This is a genomic window from Lysinibacillus sp. GbtcB16 (assembly GCF_019091145.1).
In the GTDB taxonomy this organism is placed as follows: Bacteria; Bacillota; Bacilli; order Bacillales_A; family Planococcaceae; genus Lysinibacillus; species Lysinibacillus fusiformis.
Genome location: NZ_JAGXJV010000001.1, coordinates 343,299 through 358,861, shown reverse-complemented (window position 1 = coordinate 358,861; position 15,563 = coordinate 343,299). Strand labels below are relative to the sequence as shown.

The 15,563-nt window shown below is 38.3% G+C and carries 14 protein-coding genes; all 14 read right to left on the bottom strand.

Going from position 1 to position 15,563, the window contains the following annotated elements:
• Position 1: 1 nt before the first annotated feature.
• Positions 2-721, bottom strand: coding sequence for a DUF881 domain-containing protein (locus KVT27_RS01770; protein WP_254636033.1), 720 nt, complete (start codon positions 719-721; stop codon positions 2-4).
• Between the two features lie 98 nt (positions 722-819).
• Positions 820-1,545 carry a DUF881 domain-containing protein gene (locus tag KVT27_RS01765; protein WP_036123782.1) on the bottom strand — a complete coding sequence of 242 codons (726 nt, stop codon included), beginning with the start codon at positions 1,543-1,545 and terminating at the stop codon, positions 820-822.
• Complete coding sequence (locus KVT27_RS01760) at positions 1,526-2,356, bottom strand: cell division protein FtsQ/DivIB (RefSeq protein WP_008173878.1); 831 nt, start codon at positions 2,354-2,356, stop codon at positions 1,526-1,528. Before KVT27_RS01760 ends, KVT27_RS01765 begins: the two co-directional genes overlap by 20 nt.
• Before the next feature lie 20 nt (positions 2,357-2,376).
• Positions 2,377-3,456 (bottom strand): putative lipid II flippase FtsW, encoded by a 1,080-nt coding sequence (ftsW, locus tag KVT27_RS01755; protein WP_008173880.1) that lies wholly within the window; start codon positions 3,454-3,456, stop codon positions 2,377-2,379.
• 40 nt (positions 3,457-3,496) lie between these two features.
• Positions 3,497-4,846 carry a UDP-N-acetylmuramoyl-L-alanine--D-glutamate ligase gene (gene murD, locus KVT27_RS01750; protein ID WP_150908050.1) on the bottom strand — a complete coding sequence of 450 codons (1,350 nt, stop codon included), beginning with the start codon at positions 4,844-4,846 and terminating at the stop codon, positions 3,497-3,499.
• The gene (mraY, locus tag KVT27_RS01745) at positions 4,846-5,817 is read right to left on the bottom strand and encodes a phospho-N-acetylmuramoyl-pentapeptide-transferase (protein WP_036123778.1); all 972 of its coding nucleotides are present in this window, start codon (positions 5,815-5,817) and stop codon (positions 4,846-4,848) included. The genes murD and mraY overlap by 1 nt, the downstream gene beginning before the upstream one ends.
• 125 nt (positions 5,818-5,942) lie before the next feature.
• The gene (locus KVT27_RS01740; protein ID WP_036147364.1) at positions 5,943-7,859 is read right to left on the bottom strand and encodes a stage V sporulation protein D; all 1,917 of its coding nucleotides are present in this window, start codon (positions 7,857-7,859) and stop codon (positions 5,943-5,945) included.
• Positions 7,860-7,916: 57 nt separating this feature from the next.
• Positions 7,917-10,145 carry a penicillin-binding protein gene (locus tag KVT27_RS01735; protein WP_217580561.1) on the bottom strand — a complete coding sequence of 743 codons (2,229 nt, stop codon included), beginning with the start codon at positions 10,143-10,145 and terminating at the stop codon, positions 7,917-7,919.
• The gene (gene ftsL2, locus KVT27_RS01730) at positions 10,142-10,513 is read right to left on the bottom strand and encodes a cell division protein FtsL (RefSeq protein ID WP_008173890.1); all 372 of its coding nucleotides are present in this window, start codon (positions 10,511-10,513) and stop codon (positions 10,142-10,144) included. The genes KVT27_RS01735 and ftsL2 overlap by 4 nt, the downstream gene beginning before the upstream one ends.
• On the bottom strand, positions 10,514-11,464 hold the full coding sequence (gene rsmH / locus KVT27_RS01725) for a 16S rRNA (cytosine(1402)-N(4))-methyltransferase RsmH (RefSeq protein ID WP_036123772.1): 951 nt from the start codon (positions 11,462-11,464) through the stop codon (positions 10,514-10,516). It abuts the gene before it with no gap.
• A 62-nt stretch (positions 11,465-11,526) separates the two neighbouring features.
• A complete protein-coding gene (mraZ, locus tag KVT27_RS01720) occupies positions 11,527-11,958 on the bottom strand; it encodes a division/cell wall cluster transcriptional repressor MraZ (RefSeq protein WP_008173894.1) in 432 nt (143 codons plus the stop codon).
• 254 nt (positions 11,959-12,212) lie between these two features.
• Positions 12,213-13,829 (bottom strand): bacillithiol biosynthesis cysteine-adding enzyme BshC, encoded by a 1,617-nt coding sequence (gene bshC, locus KVT27_RS01715; RefSeq protein ID WP_036123770.1) that lies wholly within the window; start codon positions 13,827-13,829, stop codon positions 12,213-12,215.
• A gap of 274 nt (positions 13,830-14,103) precedes the next feature.
• Positions 14,104-14,499 carry a DUF3397 domain-containing protein gene (locus KVT27_RS01710; protein WP_217580559.1) on the bottom strand — a complete coding sequence of 132 codons (396 nt, stop codon included), beginning with the start codon at positions 14,497-14,499 and terminating at the stop codon, positions 14,104-14,106.
• Positions 14,496-15,401, bottom strand: coding sequence for a ketopantoate reductase family protein (locus tag KVT27_RS01705; protein WP_082011569.1), 906 nt, complete (start codon positions 15,399-15,401; stop codon positions 14,496-14,498). The genes KVT27_RS01710 and KVT27_RS01705 overlap by 4 nt, the downstream gene beginning before the upstream one ends.
• Positions 15,402-15,563: the final 162 nt, after the last annotated feature.

The window sequence follows — 15,563 nt, the reverse complement described above, 5'->3', positions numbered from 1 at the left end:
ATTAATCTCCTTTTTTTACCTCTGTTAAGTAATCATTTGTCAATGGCTGATCAAATGCTGGAATTTGTAATTGATCTATTGGCTCTTCAATTACTAAATTATAATTATCTAAATAAAATGAATCTATAAACGTCGAGGCTTGAAGCGAATTATACATTTTTTGAGCTGCTTTATAATCGCTTGTCCCAACATATATATCAAATTTAGGTGACGACAATGGTACACTATTCACCGTTGTCTTCCCATTAATGTCCCGAATGGCTGTTGTTTGAACAACACGATTGCCATCTATTGAAACACTTGTTGCATCGTTTTTAAACAGCGTATTTAATAATTGAGTTAATAAATCGGGCGATATTTCTTTAATGTCATAGCCCATCTCCATTAATTCAGGTGCTGGTTCAATCCGAAGTATGACACCAGGCCCTATCACTTCTGTTAGTCCAGCCTGTTGCTTTAAACGATTCAATGTTTCATGTAAAGCTGCTTGCTGATTTACCTTTTCAGATTGCTCATAGCGATCCACTACTTCATGAAGTGAGCGAATTTCTGCCAGTAATGCGGAATGCCTTTGCTTTTCTTGTGCTAATTCCTCTCTTATTGCCCAAATATCTCGTGTATCTCGCTCTGCTGGTTTTTGTATGGTATTGTATTGTACCGCTATCATCAAACCGATAATAAATAGCACGATCGTTATTCGGGTGTACATATTTCTTCGCAAAATAGCCCCTCCTAGACGTATCGTATGCCCCTCAGAAGTCAATGTAAAACTTCTATGGAGGCTGAAATTAGACTTTAAACATGAACTAGGACTTGTCCTTAACTTTCTACTTTTACTCTTGGCATTGTAAGTTTTTGATGTTCTTCTAAAGACACCACAATATTGTCATTTAATAATTGATCAACGACACCGCCATTTAAATTTAAAGAAGCCATTAAAGTATCAGAATCTCCTACAGCTTCTATGACAAAAGGAGCGGGATGCTGTGTGCCATCAATAGTTATGACGGGACCATTACATCGGATATAGGAATTGGCCAAGACACGTTGCCCATTAATAGCGATGGCTTGGGCACCTGAAATTTTCAATTCATTCAACAATTTAAAAACATGGCTTTCATGAACGATATAATCATTCGGATTCAAAGATTTTGGATCATAATCACCATCTTGGAGAGTAATCCGTATTCCTTTTCCATCACTCTTCAACTCACCAAGTAAGAGCCGTAAATCCTCCGCTTGTTCAACAAGCTTCTTATAGTCCTTCTCATCAGAAGCAAATGATTTCTCATACTTCCGAATTTGTTCCTGTAGGCTATTTAACTCTTCCGTTAGCTCTTTATTGCGTTCTTGCTGAGTGATCAATTCCTCACGATAAGAATCTTCTTGCTCAAAAAGCTCTGAACTAATTGTACCTGCTTCGCGGTTATCTTTTGCCTGATTATATGAATAGCCGATGATAAACCCTGTTGTCACACAAACAATCAATAATTCAAATTGTTTTCTAGAAAAAAAACTCCCTTTGCTATTCTTCTTGTTGTTCATCTTCTGTCACTTCCTGGTCAACCATTTCCCCATCTTCATTAGCTTCCATGTCGATGCTTATTTTGTTGTACTCCTCGTTAAAAGGACGATAATAGGAACCGACCTCTAAATCAATCACACCTTTTTCTAAATTTGCAATTTGTGCAACAATAGAGGGGTAATAATTTAACTTATCCGCAAGCGTCTGAATAATAGCTCGTACCTCATAGCCATCATTCATATAAAGCTTTACCGCGTTCGGATTTGTATCATTACTATTCGTGTTAACCTGAGAAATTAAAGCTAATACTTCTGGTTTTAATTGTGCTAACTGTGCAACTAGTTTTTTAATTGTTTTTTCACCAGTAATACCAATAAAAACAGGTGCATCAATTGGAGTATCATTGCCCTTTTGCTCAAAACGTTCACCATTTTCAAGCAACGGATAATAGGTTCCGTCCCCAGCCAAATACGCAACTTTTTTCCATTCTTTCACATCTATCGTTACGCCTCGAAGCCAGTTACGTTTAACATGTGCTTCTTTTACCCATTTATCCTTTAACAGAAGATTCTCCACGTCTTCTATTTTAAACCCCCACATTGATTTACCTAGCGCAAGGGTACTTGTCTCCACATAATGTTCATTATCTACCAGCTTCGCACCATTGACTGTTATTTTATTGATGTTACTGTAAGGAGATTGAAAATAAAGGAGTACCGCTAACACAATAAAGAAAAGTAATATTAGCACGATAAATTTACGATTTGTACGCTTTTTTCGTCGCTTTTTTAGCGTAGGTATACGATCTTCTATATCAATTACTTTCTCCAAAAAGTACTCCTCCTTTATATTTATTTCGCTAATTGATAAATAATACCTATTATTAACCACATTGTGACTAAAGATGTTCCTCCATAGCTAATAAAAGGCAATGTAACACCGGTTACAGGTACTAAACCTATTACTACAGCTATATTAAGAAACGCTTGCACCATCAGCATTGTGACTAGCCCTATAATCGCATAATAGGATGTTCGGTTTTTAGCCTGTACAGCAAATCTATAGCCCGCATAAATTGTCAGTACGAATAGTGCTAAAATAAAGAGACCACCAATCAAGCCGACTTCTTCCAAAATAATAGCGTAAATAAAGTCATTTTGTGGCTCAGGCAAATATAGAAACTTTTGCCGACTTTGTCCAAAACCATGACCAAAAATTCCGGCAGGACCAATCGCCATTAGTGATTGCACAGCTTGGAACCCACTTACTAAGGGATCAGCCCATGGATCGAGGAATGCTTCTATTCGCTTTAGTCGATATGGTGCAGTTGCAATTAATCCTACTAGTCCCGCTATACCAACCAACATAATCATGGCATATAGTTTTAACGGGTACCCAGCGACAAAAAACAATAAAAATACAGCAACAACAAGAATAAATACTGAACCGAAGTCAGGCTGCAACATAATCAATGCAACAGGGATTAATAGGATTAAAGCATGGCGCCAATTAACAACGGGCGTCCCTGTTTTATGCTGCGCTAAAATATGACTCAGGTAAACAATGACAGTTATTTTCGTTAGCTCCGCTGGCTGGATTGTCAATGGACCAACCCCTATCCAGCTTTGCGAACCATTTCGCACTAGCCCAATACCAGGTATTAACACTAGGACAAGTAAAATTAACGAAAATATATAGGCCATTTTCCAAAAGGACTGCTCTCTCAAAATATTTAATCGAATCGTGATTAAAAATACAATTATAGCTACCACAAAGTATACGCTTTGCTTCATATAAAACGGCATTTTTCCACTATAATGAATGGCACTCCAATAAGTCCCCGCAGAATAGACGAAAATAATGCCGATTACTGATAGCATCAAAGTTGTGACGAGCAATAAGTAACTTTCTTTCCCTCTCAGTAATGCCATCCTTCCAAGTCAAGTATATTCTAAAATAGTTACAGGCTCATTACAGCTTCATTACAGCATCAATAAAAACATCTCCGCGTATTTCAAAGCTGTCATATTGATCCCAGCTTGCACATGCTGGAGATAATAAAATAATATCTCCCTCCGCTGACATCGGTGCTGCATAGTGTACAGCGTCTTCCACATTTTGAGCGATAACTGTTTGTTGGACACCACATGATTTTGCAAATTCAACAAAACGTAGTCCAGTTTCTCCGAATGCGACAACACCTTTCACATGATTCATACTTGATCGAAGCTCCTCAAAAGAGTGTCCTCGATCTAAACCACCTGCTAGCAAAATAACCGGCGCTTGGAATGCGTCTAAAGCACTTTTTGTTGCTAAACAGTTTGTTGCTTTGGAGTCATTATAAATCTTCCGACCATTCCATTCGCGTACGAATTGAGTACGGTGTCTCACACCACCAAATGTTGCTAAAACCTCTTCCATTTTCTCTTTGTCACAGCCAACTAAAATACAGGCTGCCACTGCTGCTAGGATGTTCTCTAAATTATGCTTACCAGGCAGCGCGATATTCGCCCGGTCCATATAAGGTTCCCCTTGCCAATATATCGTTGTATCATCTGCGCTGATTCCATTGACAGTACGTCCATTTGAACTGAATGGAATTTTTTGCGCATTCGATTGCGCTGCATATCCAACTACAATTGGTTGATCAGCATTATAAATAAAGTAATCACTTTCATCTTGATTACGCGTCACAGCAAACTTCGCTTCCGCATAATTATCAAATGTTCCATGATAGTCAAGATGGGCATCATAAAGGTTTGTTAAAATAGAGATTTTAGGCTTAAATGTTTTAGTCCCCATCAATTGGAACGATGACAGCTCCGTTACAATAATGTCATCTTCATTAGCTTCTTTAGCGACCCCACAAGCAACTGTACCGATATTCCCTGCAATTAAAGGATTTTTACTTCCGTTGTTCAACATATCGAATATTAAAGTAGTCGTCGTTGTTTTACCATTCGAACCGGTAATACCTATAAATGGTGCATCACTGATTAAATAAGCAAGTTCAATCTCCGTCCACACAGGAATATCGCGATGTAGAGCATCCTCTACAATGCGATTACTATAAGGAATACCTGGGTTTTTAACGACTAATTCAAAACCTTCATCCAGTAAATCCTCAGGATGACGGCCACAAATCACGGTAATCCCCTTTTGTAATAGGCCCTGAGCATCCGGGCTTTCATCAAATGGTTTGGAATCATTGACTGTGACAAAGGCGCCAAGCTCATGTAAAATTTCTGCAGCGGCCACACCACTTTTTGCTAGGCCTAACACAAGTACTTTTTTATGTTGTAAATCTGTATAGTTTTTCATTAAAACGCCTCCGATAAGACTGCAATCAATGCTACTGCTAGGGCAGTTGACCAGAAGACAAGCACTACTTTCCACTCTGACCAACCTGATAATTCAAAATGGTGATGGATTGGACTCATCTTAAAAATACGCTTTTTACGCAGTTTAAAGCTTCCTACCTGTAAAATAACGGATAATGTTTCGATGACAAATACCAAACCAACTAGTAAAAGTAAAAACTCTTCTTTTACTAATACCGATACCATAGCTAACGCCCCACCTAATGCTAATGAACCCGTATCACCCATAAATACTTTTGCTGGATTCGCATTAAATAATAAAAACCCTAATAATGCTCCTGTAACAGCAAAGGCAAATAAAGCAATATCAGCTTGGCTTTGGAAAAGTGCAATAACGCCAAATGCCGCAAAAGCAATCGATGCAGTTCCTGCCACTAGTCCATCTAAACCATCTGTTAAATTCACCGCATTGGAGAAGCCTACTAACCAAAAAATTAAAAAGGCAACATAGAAGACACCAAGATCAACTGTCCAATTTGTAAATGGAATAGCAAGTGTTGTATCAAACGATCCAACATGCAGTAGAAAATATGCAAGGATGGCGATAACTATTTGACCAATTAATTTTTGAAGAGAGGTTAACCCTAAATTCCTTTTAAATACAACCTTCAAACCATCATCCAGTAAACCTATTAAGCCAAATCCTGCTAATACTAGTAAAAGTACTACGGTCTGTGTCGTTAATAAATCTAAAAAGCTTCCTACACCAACAGTTGTTAGGACGATAGAAATTAAGAAAATTATACCGCCCATTGTTGGTGTACCAGCTTTTTTCATATGTGATTTTGGTCCCTCTTCACGAATACTTTGCCCAAACTTTAGGCGTCGAAGAAGTGGAATACTAATTGGTGCCAGGATAACTGTTACTATAAAAGCAAGAGCTAAAATGGTAAGTGTTGTTGCGAGTTTCATTGAAAAATCTCCTTTAAATCTTGTTTCACTTTCTTCGTTAGGAAAAAAGCATAAACTTTCATTTATTTATTACTACCCTTCATAATAATAGTGGTTCTTTCCCATTTTTTAAAGGTAAAGTTATTTCAGTTCTCCAAATATAAATGAATGGTACCATCTTGTTTGATAACACTATCCACTTCAGGTAACTGGTTACCAATTTTAGTCCCTTCTCCATGCCATTCTATACGGAATGGATAAAACTGCTTGGCAATATCATCCTTTGTTTGCCCGATAAAATTCGGTACCTTCACAGTAATTGGATCCCCATAACGATAATCCTTCTCGAGCTGTTCCTTCGATTTTTCAATACCTATAAACGGTGCAACATCCTCAATAATTTGCCCAACAATAGGAGCTGCTACAACGCCACCAAACTGCGTCGTCTTTTTAGGGTTGTCGACTGCTACATAGACGACAATTTGCGGATTGTCAGCTGGCGCAAAGCCAATAAATGAAACGATATATTCACCACTTTTGTAACGGCCGTTTTCAACCTTTTGTGCTGTTCCTGTTTTACCGCCAATTCGTAAACCATCCCGGAAGGCTTGTCGACCTGAACCATTCGCTACAACAGACTCCAATGCGCCTCGAACCTTTGCAGAAGTCTCCTCACGAATCACCTGATTTTTGACAACTGGTTTAGTTTCCTGTATGACTTCCCCTGTATTAGGATTAAATACTTTTTTCACAACATAAGGCGTATAAAGCTTGCCTCCATTTATTGCTGCTGCTACCGCTTGAACTTGCTGAATTGGAGTTACCGCTACCCCTTGCCCAAATGAGGTTGTTGCCTGTTCAACAGGTCCGAAGGCTTCCTTAGAAAATAATATTCCTGAAGCTTCACCAGCAATATTGGAACCAGTCTTTTGACCAAAGCCAAAATCTTTAATATATTGCAATAGTCGCTCATTACCTAACCGCTGCCCTAATTCAATAAAGCCTGGGTTACAGGAATTCTCCACAACTTCTAAAAAAGTTTCATGTCCATGCCCTTCACGCTTCCAACAACGAAGTCTTGCTCCAGCGACCATCGTATACCCTGGATCATAAAATGTATCATGCTCTAAATCCACTAAGTTTTCTTCCAATGCAGCGCTAAGAGTAATAATTTTAAAAGTAGAACCTGGCTCATATGTCATCCACACAGGTAAATTTCGATTATAAATCGCAGGCTCGACTAATTGATACTCAGCTGGATTAAAGGTTGGATAGGAGGCTAACGCTAAGATTTCTCCATTATTTGGATTCATAGCAATAGCCAATGCTTGGTCCGCTTCATAGCGGTCCATAGCCTGTGACAATTCACGTTCAACGACCTGTTGGACATCGACATCGATCGTTAGCTCAATAGTTGCCCCATCTTCGCCAGCCTTCCAAGCACTCGCGACATTCGGTAAATTATTGCCCTTTGCATCGGTAAATAGGCGAATTGCAGATGAATTAGCCTGCAAAAACTTATCATATTCATATTCGATACCAGCTAAGCCTTGTGCATCATACCCTGTAAAGCCTAAAAATCGAGATAAAAGTGTCCCATATGGATAGTCTCTTGAGTAGTCGACACCACTATATAGTCCTTCAATTTGTAAGCCTTGTAATTCCACCGCTTTTTCATAGGGAATATTTTTCCCCTCAGGCGCTAGCTTTACTAAATAGGCTTTTTTCTTCATCTTCTCTAAAAGTTTCTCTTTATCCACTTCTAGAACTTGCGCAATTTTTTCAGCCGCCCCTTCAATATCTTTACTCTGGGAAGGCATAAAATATAATGTTGGTGCTAGCTTATTGGTTACAATACTCTCACCATCTCGATCAGTAATATGCCCTCGTTCATTAGCAAATGGTATTTCTCGGTCCCAGTTCTCTTCTGCCTTCGTTGTCAGTTCCTTCTGATCCAACACTTGCAAAAAGAAAAGCCTAATCACTATCGCCACTGCCGCACACATAAACAACACATATAAAATACGTAAACGCTTTTTAGAATGGATAGAAATCCACTTCATTCGACATCACACCTTGTTTTTTACAACGTATGAAATAAAGTGGACTTCTATTCAGTATTATTCATCTTCTACTTGTTCAATTTCACCCTCAGAAGCTGCCTCGACATCTTGTACAAAGCTTTCAGCAGGTGTTTTGAGCTTAACAACAATCGGTGAATTATCCGTTATAGTAGTCCCTGGAGACACACTTTGACTCGCTACAAAGCCTTCACCGAAAATCTCCATCTCTACCCCTGTCATAGATTTGAAAACAAGTAAATTTCTCAATGACCAATTTGTAAAGTCTGGCAATATGATATCTCCATCCGTCTTCAAAAATACATAACTACCTTTAACTAATTGTTTTGTATCTTTCGGATATTGATCTATGATTTTGCCCCCGCTTCCAACAATAACAGGCTTTAAGCCATCATTCCCTAGCTCTACCTCAATCGCCTCAGCATTTTTACCTGTATAATCCTTAATATCTACCTTGTCCACATACTGTACATCACCTGGATTAATATTAAGGTGCTTTAAGCTATTTAACATAACAGGATTAAACACTTTAGATACTGGGACTGATCCAAGCTCATTATTTAACTTAGGTTTTTTCACTGAGACATACATGATGAGCTGAGGATCATCGACAGGAGCCATTCCTAAAAATGAATAGAGGAATTGGTTAGCACCCCAAGCATACGTACCATCTGCTCTCGGAATTTGTGCTGTCCCTGTCTTCCCTGCAACCTCATAATCCTCCAAAATAAAATCCTTAGCAGTACCAAATTCTGATGTCAGTGTAGAGGCAAGGATTTCTCGTACTTGTTTCGCTGTATCCGCTTTAATTGGTTGTCCTTTTTCAACAGGTTCATGGTTTTGAATAACCTTCCCTGTTGATGAATCAACAATACGATCAATCACATAAGGCTGCATCATCTTACCATCATTCGCAATAGCAGTCATGGCTTGAATCATTTGGATTGGTGTTACGGTTGACCCTTGTCCATATGTTGTTGTCACTCGTTGGATCGGGTATTTAGATAATATTGTACCTGCCGCTTCATTCGGTAAATCAATTCCGGTTTTGTGGCCGAAACCAAAGCGATCTAAATACTCAATAAAGACATCTTCACCAATTATTTTTAATAAGTTTGCCATTGCTGTATTCGAAGATCGTTGAAATCCTTCTAAATAGGTAATACGCCCCCAACCAACTTGATTATGATCTCGAATAGTACGGTCAAGTATAGTATAAGAACCCGACTGAAATTTAGCATTTGGTGGCCAAGTATTTGTATCAATAGCCGAAGCAAGTGTAAATGTTTTCATCGTTGAACCAGGCTCAATCGTTTCTTCAATTACCTCGTTCAGCCATTTCATATTTTGACTATCACGTGTTTCTGGGTTAAATGTAGGACGCTGAGACATCGCTAATATTTTCCCAGTCTTTGGATCTGCTACAACTGCCGTCATGGACTCAGGATTATATTCCTGTTCAACCTTTGTCATTGCTTCCTCTAAAAAGCTTTGGATGGTTTTATCGAGCGTTAAATAAATGTCGTCCCCATCTTTAGCAGGTGTCACCATTTTCTCGCTGTTCGGTAATAAATAACTGAAAGCATCTGTTTCGTATTTAATTTTACCGTTAACACCTGTCAGTTCTTTATCATACGTATACTCTAGGCCCATTTCGCCTTTTGTAGTAACAGTTCCGTCCGCATTATCCTTTTTCAGTGCATAGCCAATTAAATGGGAGGCAAAGACACCATTTGGATAATAACGTTTTAAATCACTAACAAATAGAACCCCTGGTAATTTTTCTTCCTTTATTTTACTCATAACCTCGTGACTAATACCGCGTCCAGAACTCCCAAACTCCACTTGATATAATGGTTTACCATCGCTTCTATAGCGATTATTTAGCTTTTTAAGAACTTCATCTTCTTTTCCTTGCATTGCCGGAATATACTTTGCTAAAACTTGAGCCGTTTTTTCAGCATCTACAACATGCCTAGGTTTCTTTGGATCTGTTGTAGCTGCTTCACTTACGACAACAACTAGACGATAGCTTAACGTATCTTCTGCAATCACTTGACCGTTTTGGTCATAAATCTTTCCTCGGTTTGCTGTGATAACACTTTCCTTACCATACTTAGCAGCTGCTCTTGCTGCAAGCTCCTGTCCTTCTACTTGCCCTGTCGCCTGAATGTTCACCATTCTTGTGAATAATAGAAAAAAGAGCCCTCCATAAAAAATCATTAATAGAAAGGCTCCCCATTGGAATCGAAATCTCTTTTTTTTCATTCTCCCGGCACTACCTTTACATTTTTCTCATTTTGAGTTAAACCGAGTTCTTTCGCTTTTTTCCATATGTTATCGTATGTAGAAAGTTCACTTACACGAACCGTTAAGTCAACATTCTGTTTTGCAATCTCATCTGCTTCTGATTCGATCTTTTGAATGTCCATGCTTGTCGTTTGAATAGCTGCTTGTTTATTTAATACTAGGACTCCTAATACAGCAATAATGCTAACTAAAACAATTAGCATTGTCTTCTCAAACTTCTGGTTCGTTTTTTTACGACGTATGATAGTGGGTTGTGGACTGGGTGGTGTTATCGGTTGTTGCACTTGTTGATGTTGGTGCTGTTGCCTTACACGTACGGCTGCCATTTACTCACGCCCTTTGTCGTTAATTTTCTCCACCACTCTAAGCTTTGCTGAACGAGCCCGATTATTCACTTCTAATTCTTCATCTGAAGGAAGAATTGGCTTTCGTGAAATAAGCTTTAAAGTTGGCTTCATGTCATCTGGAATTACTGGTAAATTTGGTGGTAATTCCGGTAATGATGACGCTTCCTTAAAGATTGTCTTGCATAGGCGGTCCTCCAATGAATGGAACGTAATGACACTAATGCGTCCACCTACGTTTATCATATCAATCGCATCGACTAATGAATCCTCTGCCGCGCCTAACTCGTCATTGACAGCAATTCTTATTGCTTGGAAAATGCGCTTTGCTGGATGCCCACCTTTTCGGCGTGCCGCTGCTGGAATACCCTCTTTAATAAGCTCTACAAGTTGTCCAGTTGTTTCAATTGGTGCTGACTTACGCGCCTCTTCAATTTTACGAGCAACTTGCTTTGAAAACTTTTCTTCTCCATAACGGAAAAAAATACGTACTAAATCTTCATATGCCCATTGATTGACAACTTCAAAAGCTGTAAGTGTTGCCGTTTGATCCATGCGCATATCAAGTGGTGCATCATGGTGATAGCTAAAGCCTCGCTCAGGTGTATCTAACTGAGGTGAAGATACGCCTAAGTCATATAAAATACCATCCACTTGTTCAAAACCATGAGCTAATAATTCTTCTTTTAAATACCGGAAATTCGAATGAATAAACGTGACGCGCTCAATATAAGGCGCTAATCGAATTTTCGCATTTTCGATAGCCGTCATATCTTGATCGAAACAAATTAAACGGCCTTTATCAGATAATTGTTGCACTAAATATTCACTATGGCCTGCACCACCTAACGTACAGTCCACATATACACCATCAGGATCGATGTTCAACCCATCAACAGTTTCTTTTAATAACACGGTTGTATGATCGAACATACCACTCGCTCCTTTCAGGCCTTAACCTCATGTCATCTTTGAATGGACATGCTTATCAAAAGTTAAAAATCAAAGCCAATCATATTTTCTGCAATTTCATTAAAAGATTGTTCAGACTCGCTGAAGTAAGCTTCCCATGCATCTTTAGCCCAAATCTCAATTCGATTTGAAACCCCCAACACTACACATTCCTTTACAAGATGTGCATGTTGCATAAGAGTAGCTGGAATATTAATTCGCCCCTGCTTGTCTATTTCTACCTCTGTTGCGCCAGAAAAGAAAAACCTTGCAAATGCACGTGTATCCTTTTTGGTCATCGGTAAATCTTTTAACTTTTCTTCGAGTTTTCGCCATTCATTCATAGGATAGCCAAATAGACAGTTATCGAGACCTCTTGTGACAACAAACGCTTCGCCTAAAGCTTCACGAAATTTTGCCGGCACGATTAATCGCCCTTTCGCATCAACGGAGTGTTGATATTCTCCCATGAACATACTACTCACCCCACTTTATTAAATAATGTACCACATCCCCCCACTTTCCTCCACTTTTTTTAAAAAAAACTTGACATTTTATCTCTTAATGTGCAATTAGACCTTGATGGGAATTTTTGATATATGCTAAATGACATAAAGAAAGAGCTACCCTTAGGAGGATAGCTCTCTAAATACTATTTTTATAGACAAAATTCATCAAATCCCTATTGTATCAAAAAAACACTTAGGTATAAAGAACCTGTCAGATAGGTTTATAAATAAAGTAAATAGTGGTGTTTGCCAATACTATAGTTTTGCTTTAACATTTCAGCAATCAACATAGGTCCAAACTCATTAAAATATTGATATGGATTATAAGTTCTTTCCTGGAAACCTTCGTTTGGATACAACTCATTTTGTAGCGTCGTAAATTTGCGGATAGTAGTTTCATGCTTGTCAAGTACAGTTTGCTCGATTTTTTGCTGAAGGTAGTCAAATTGTTTTGCATGATTTTCTTGATTTTTCACAAGGATTTTATCTAAAGTTAAATGCTGTTCCTCTAAATACGATGCAAGCTCACTGTACTTTTCTGCTAACAACTGCTCCATAGCCTGAATTTGACGTTTAGCCTCACTATCCTGCACATCATCAATAAAACGCTCTTTCATTTCTAAAGCTTTGCCATTCCAAACATCCGTAACAGTCAATTGATGTTCACACAATAATTGCTCTACATGACGTGTCACAATCGTCATATGAAGGCGAGGGGCAAAAATAGGCATTTGTAGGTCTAGTACAGAAAATGCACTTTTTAATGTTGCCCAATAAGCTAATTCACCAGGGCCACCGACGAATGCCAGTACAGGGAACGTCATCTCCTGCATTAATGGACGGGACACTACGTTATTACTCAAACGCTCTGGATATTTCTCGGCAATCTCTAATAGCTCTTCACGAGTAAACTTAAGGTTTGCTGCTAAATTAATAAATAGATCATTTTTTCTTTCCAAAAGATGACGTTCTCCGTCCTCTACATAGAATAGATTAGCTGCCTCTCTTGTCGCTAAAATAGGTTTACCGTAGCCCGTTTGCTCTAGCAGCTCTTCCTTTTCTGTTACAACTCTAGCAATTTCTTCACTATGCTGAATGATGTGTGCAAAATTGTTACTTTCATATTGACGGAAATTATAATCCGCCGCATCAATGAACAGTAACCCTTCATCTTTAAATAATTGATTCATTAACCGCGCAAAGAAATCAGTAAATGTCTCACTTTCGTTTAGCACATCTACTAATTGTTTAATAAGCGCCTCTGTATACTCGGTTTCCCCAATATCTCTAACAATGGTATTAATAAATTGTGTCATCGACTCTTTATTGAGCATCGTTGCCGAGGCCATTGTTTTACGTCTAGAGCGCTCACTGTATGCTCGTTTTTTTAATAACTCACCATGCACCGTATAGGTATGATTAATTTCTTCCAAATCATGATCTTCTCCAGCTATCCAAAAAACAGGTACGACAGATTTTTGAAGCTTCGCACTTTGCTCTTTTGCTAACACAATGACTGAAATCGCTTTATGAACGGAGTAAAGAGGGCCAGTTAAGATACCTGCTTGTTGGCCACCGATTATGACCATAGCTCCTTGTTCTAGTTGTTGTAAATGTTCATTCGCTTTTTGTGATAGCCCTAGTGGCTCCATAAATTGACGGATGATGGCTGTCAGCTCTTTTTGATCTCTGGCATGTTGTGCTAAATGCTTCGCTCTTTCCTCAAAAGCCTGATCATTAAAATCGTATTCAAAAAACTGATGAATGGCAGTATTTGGCGACCAGTAATCGGCTAGCACATTATTTTTTATAGGTACTTGGATAGACTCCAGTTTCATTTAACATAAGCTCCTCTACTCACTCAATCATTATTTTACTGATAACGAGAAATTGATTCCTCACATATTATGCACTTGATGCTGTAAATGTTTTTAGCCCATATTGCATTTCCCCCACCATGAACATAGCACTGCGCAATATTACGGAACTATTCTTCTAGCACTAGGCTTTATGACGTTTAATCAGTTTCCCATCCATAAAGAATGATTTTTTATATCTACTTTATAATGCTATTATTTTAACCCTTATAGCTCCAACATGAAAAGAAAATGCTTAGGCAACCTGTAAATAGTCTACAAGGGACTGAATGACACCGATTATGCAGATCACAACATACGCGGTGCTCAGTAATAAAAATAAAAAACGCCAAATTTTCTTTAATAAAGGCTTCACTTCTATTTCTTTTTTTGTCCGCCATTCAATATATGTAAAAATCATAGCCATCATTATTGCAAGGATGACTAAAAGTACCCCTGCATTTACTTGCCACAGTACTCCAATACCTAAGGGGACTGAAAAGAACAAGCAGAAGGTTGTCACATCAGAGGCCACACCAAATGCATGGGTACCACGTATTTTAACTTTCCGGCTAATTAAATAGACTATAATAAAAAGAACAATTGGGCAAAAAATAACGATACTAACAATAATATGTAAAAGGTCTTTCAACTTTGTTCACCGCTCTCCTCTATCGCAAGTACTTGGAGATATAAAGTACGCAAAGTAGGCAAATGATGACCATTTGTTAAAGCTTTATCCAAAATGGCACCAACAATTGTTTCAATCTCACTTTTTCTTCCCTGCATACGATCTGCAAGCATGGAAGATGTATTTTCGGCTGTTTGCCTACATAAGTCTACCACATCTCCAAAAGATATAGTGCGCTCAATATCTTCGAACGCAATCGTTAACTCCTGATAAATATTCTTCAAAAGGGCATACGCTCGTGTATTAGTCACTAGTTCCCCGTTCTTTATTTGTAATACATAAGTTAATGGATTGATTAAGCTATTAAATATTGCTTTTTCAAATAGCATCTTCTCCGCATTATCGACCATTTCAACAGGAAACAATGGTTTTTGTAATTGTAATAACTTTAGAAAAACAGGTGCTTCCCCTCGTTCAATAGCTATTTTACAAGGACCAATTCCTCTATGTTGAACCGTAGTTTGATTCCGCAATTGTGCACCAAAAGAAACGGAACAAAACGCGATGTTTTTTTGAGGTAAACTTCGTGCCTCCTCAAAATGAGCTAAGCCATTTTGCATAAAGAGCAAAGGTATTTCATTTGGTAGTGATGCTAATTGGTCATAGAGATTTTGTAAATGGACATATTTAACAGCGATCACAATTAAATCTTGAGGTGGTAATGCAATTAAATTTGTTGTAGAAGCAATTTTTTGTACAGTTTTAGTCCCATCAACATTCATTCGCGTTAATTGATTGGTAGTTAGCTCTTCTACCTGCTTCTGTTTTCTTGTCACTAATGATACTGACATTCCCGACTCTGCTAAAAAGCTTGCTGTTAATTGTCCAACCGCTCCAGCACCAATAACTGCTACCTTCATCATTTTATTTTACACCCTTTCCTCTCTACATTATTGAAACTATAAGAATAAGGTGCCTCAGAATAAATTCTAAGGCACCCCTAAGTAGGTTCTTCTATTATACAAGATTGGCTGATTATTGACGATATACAGAAAGGGTTTTATCTCTAGGAAAGATAAATATTG

Coding starts and splice junctions, on each gene's coding strand:
- KVT27_RS01765 (WP_036123782.1), bottom strand. CDS start 1,545: ATGAACAACAAGAAGAATAGCAAAGGGAGTTTTTTTTCTAGAAAACAA.
- ftsW (WP_008173880.1), bottom strand. CDS start 3,456: ATGGCATTACTGAGAGGGAAAGAAAGTTACTTATTGCTCGTCACAACT.
- murD (WP_150908050.1), bottom strand. CDS start 4,846: ATGAAAAACTATACAGATTTACAACATAAAAAAGTACTTGTGTTAGGC.
- mraY (WP_036123778.1), bottom strand. CDS start 5,817: ATGAAACTCGCAACAACACTTACCATTTTAGCTCTTGCTTTTATAGTA.
- KVT27_RS01740 (WP_036147364.1), bottom strand. CDS start 7,859: ATGAAGTGGATTTCTATCCATTCTAAAAAGCGTTTACGTATTTTATAT.
- KVT27_RS01735 (WP_217580561.1), bottom strand. CDS start 10,145: ATGAAAAAAAAGAGATTTCGATTCCAATGGGGAGCCTTTCTATTAATG.
- ftsL2 (WP_008173890.1), bottom strand. CDS start 10,513: ATGGCAGCCGTACGTGTAAGGCAACAGCACCAACATCAACAAGTGCAA.
- rsmH (WP_036123772.1), bottom strand. CDS start 11,464: ATGTTCGATCATACAACCGTGTTATTAAAAGAAACTGTTGATGGGTTG.
- mraZ (WP_008173894.1), bottom strand. CDS start 11,958: ATGTTCATGGGAGAATATCAACACTCCGTTGATGCGAAAGGGCGATTA.
- bshC (WP_036123770.1), bottom strand. CDS start 13,829: ATGAAACTGGAGTCTATCCAAGTACCTATAAAAAATAATGTGCTAGCC.
- KVT27_RS01705 (WP_082011569.1), bottom strand. CDS start 15,401: ATGATGAAGGTAGCAGTTATTGGTGCTGGAGCGGTTGGACAATTAACA.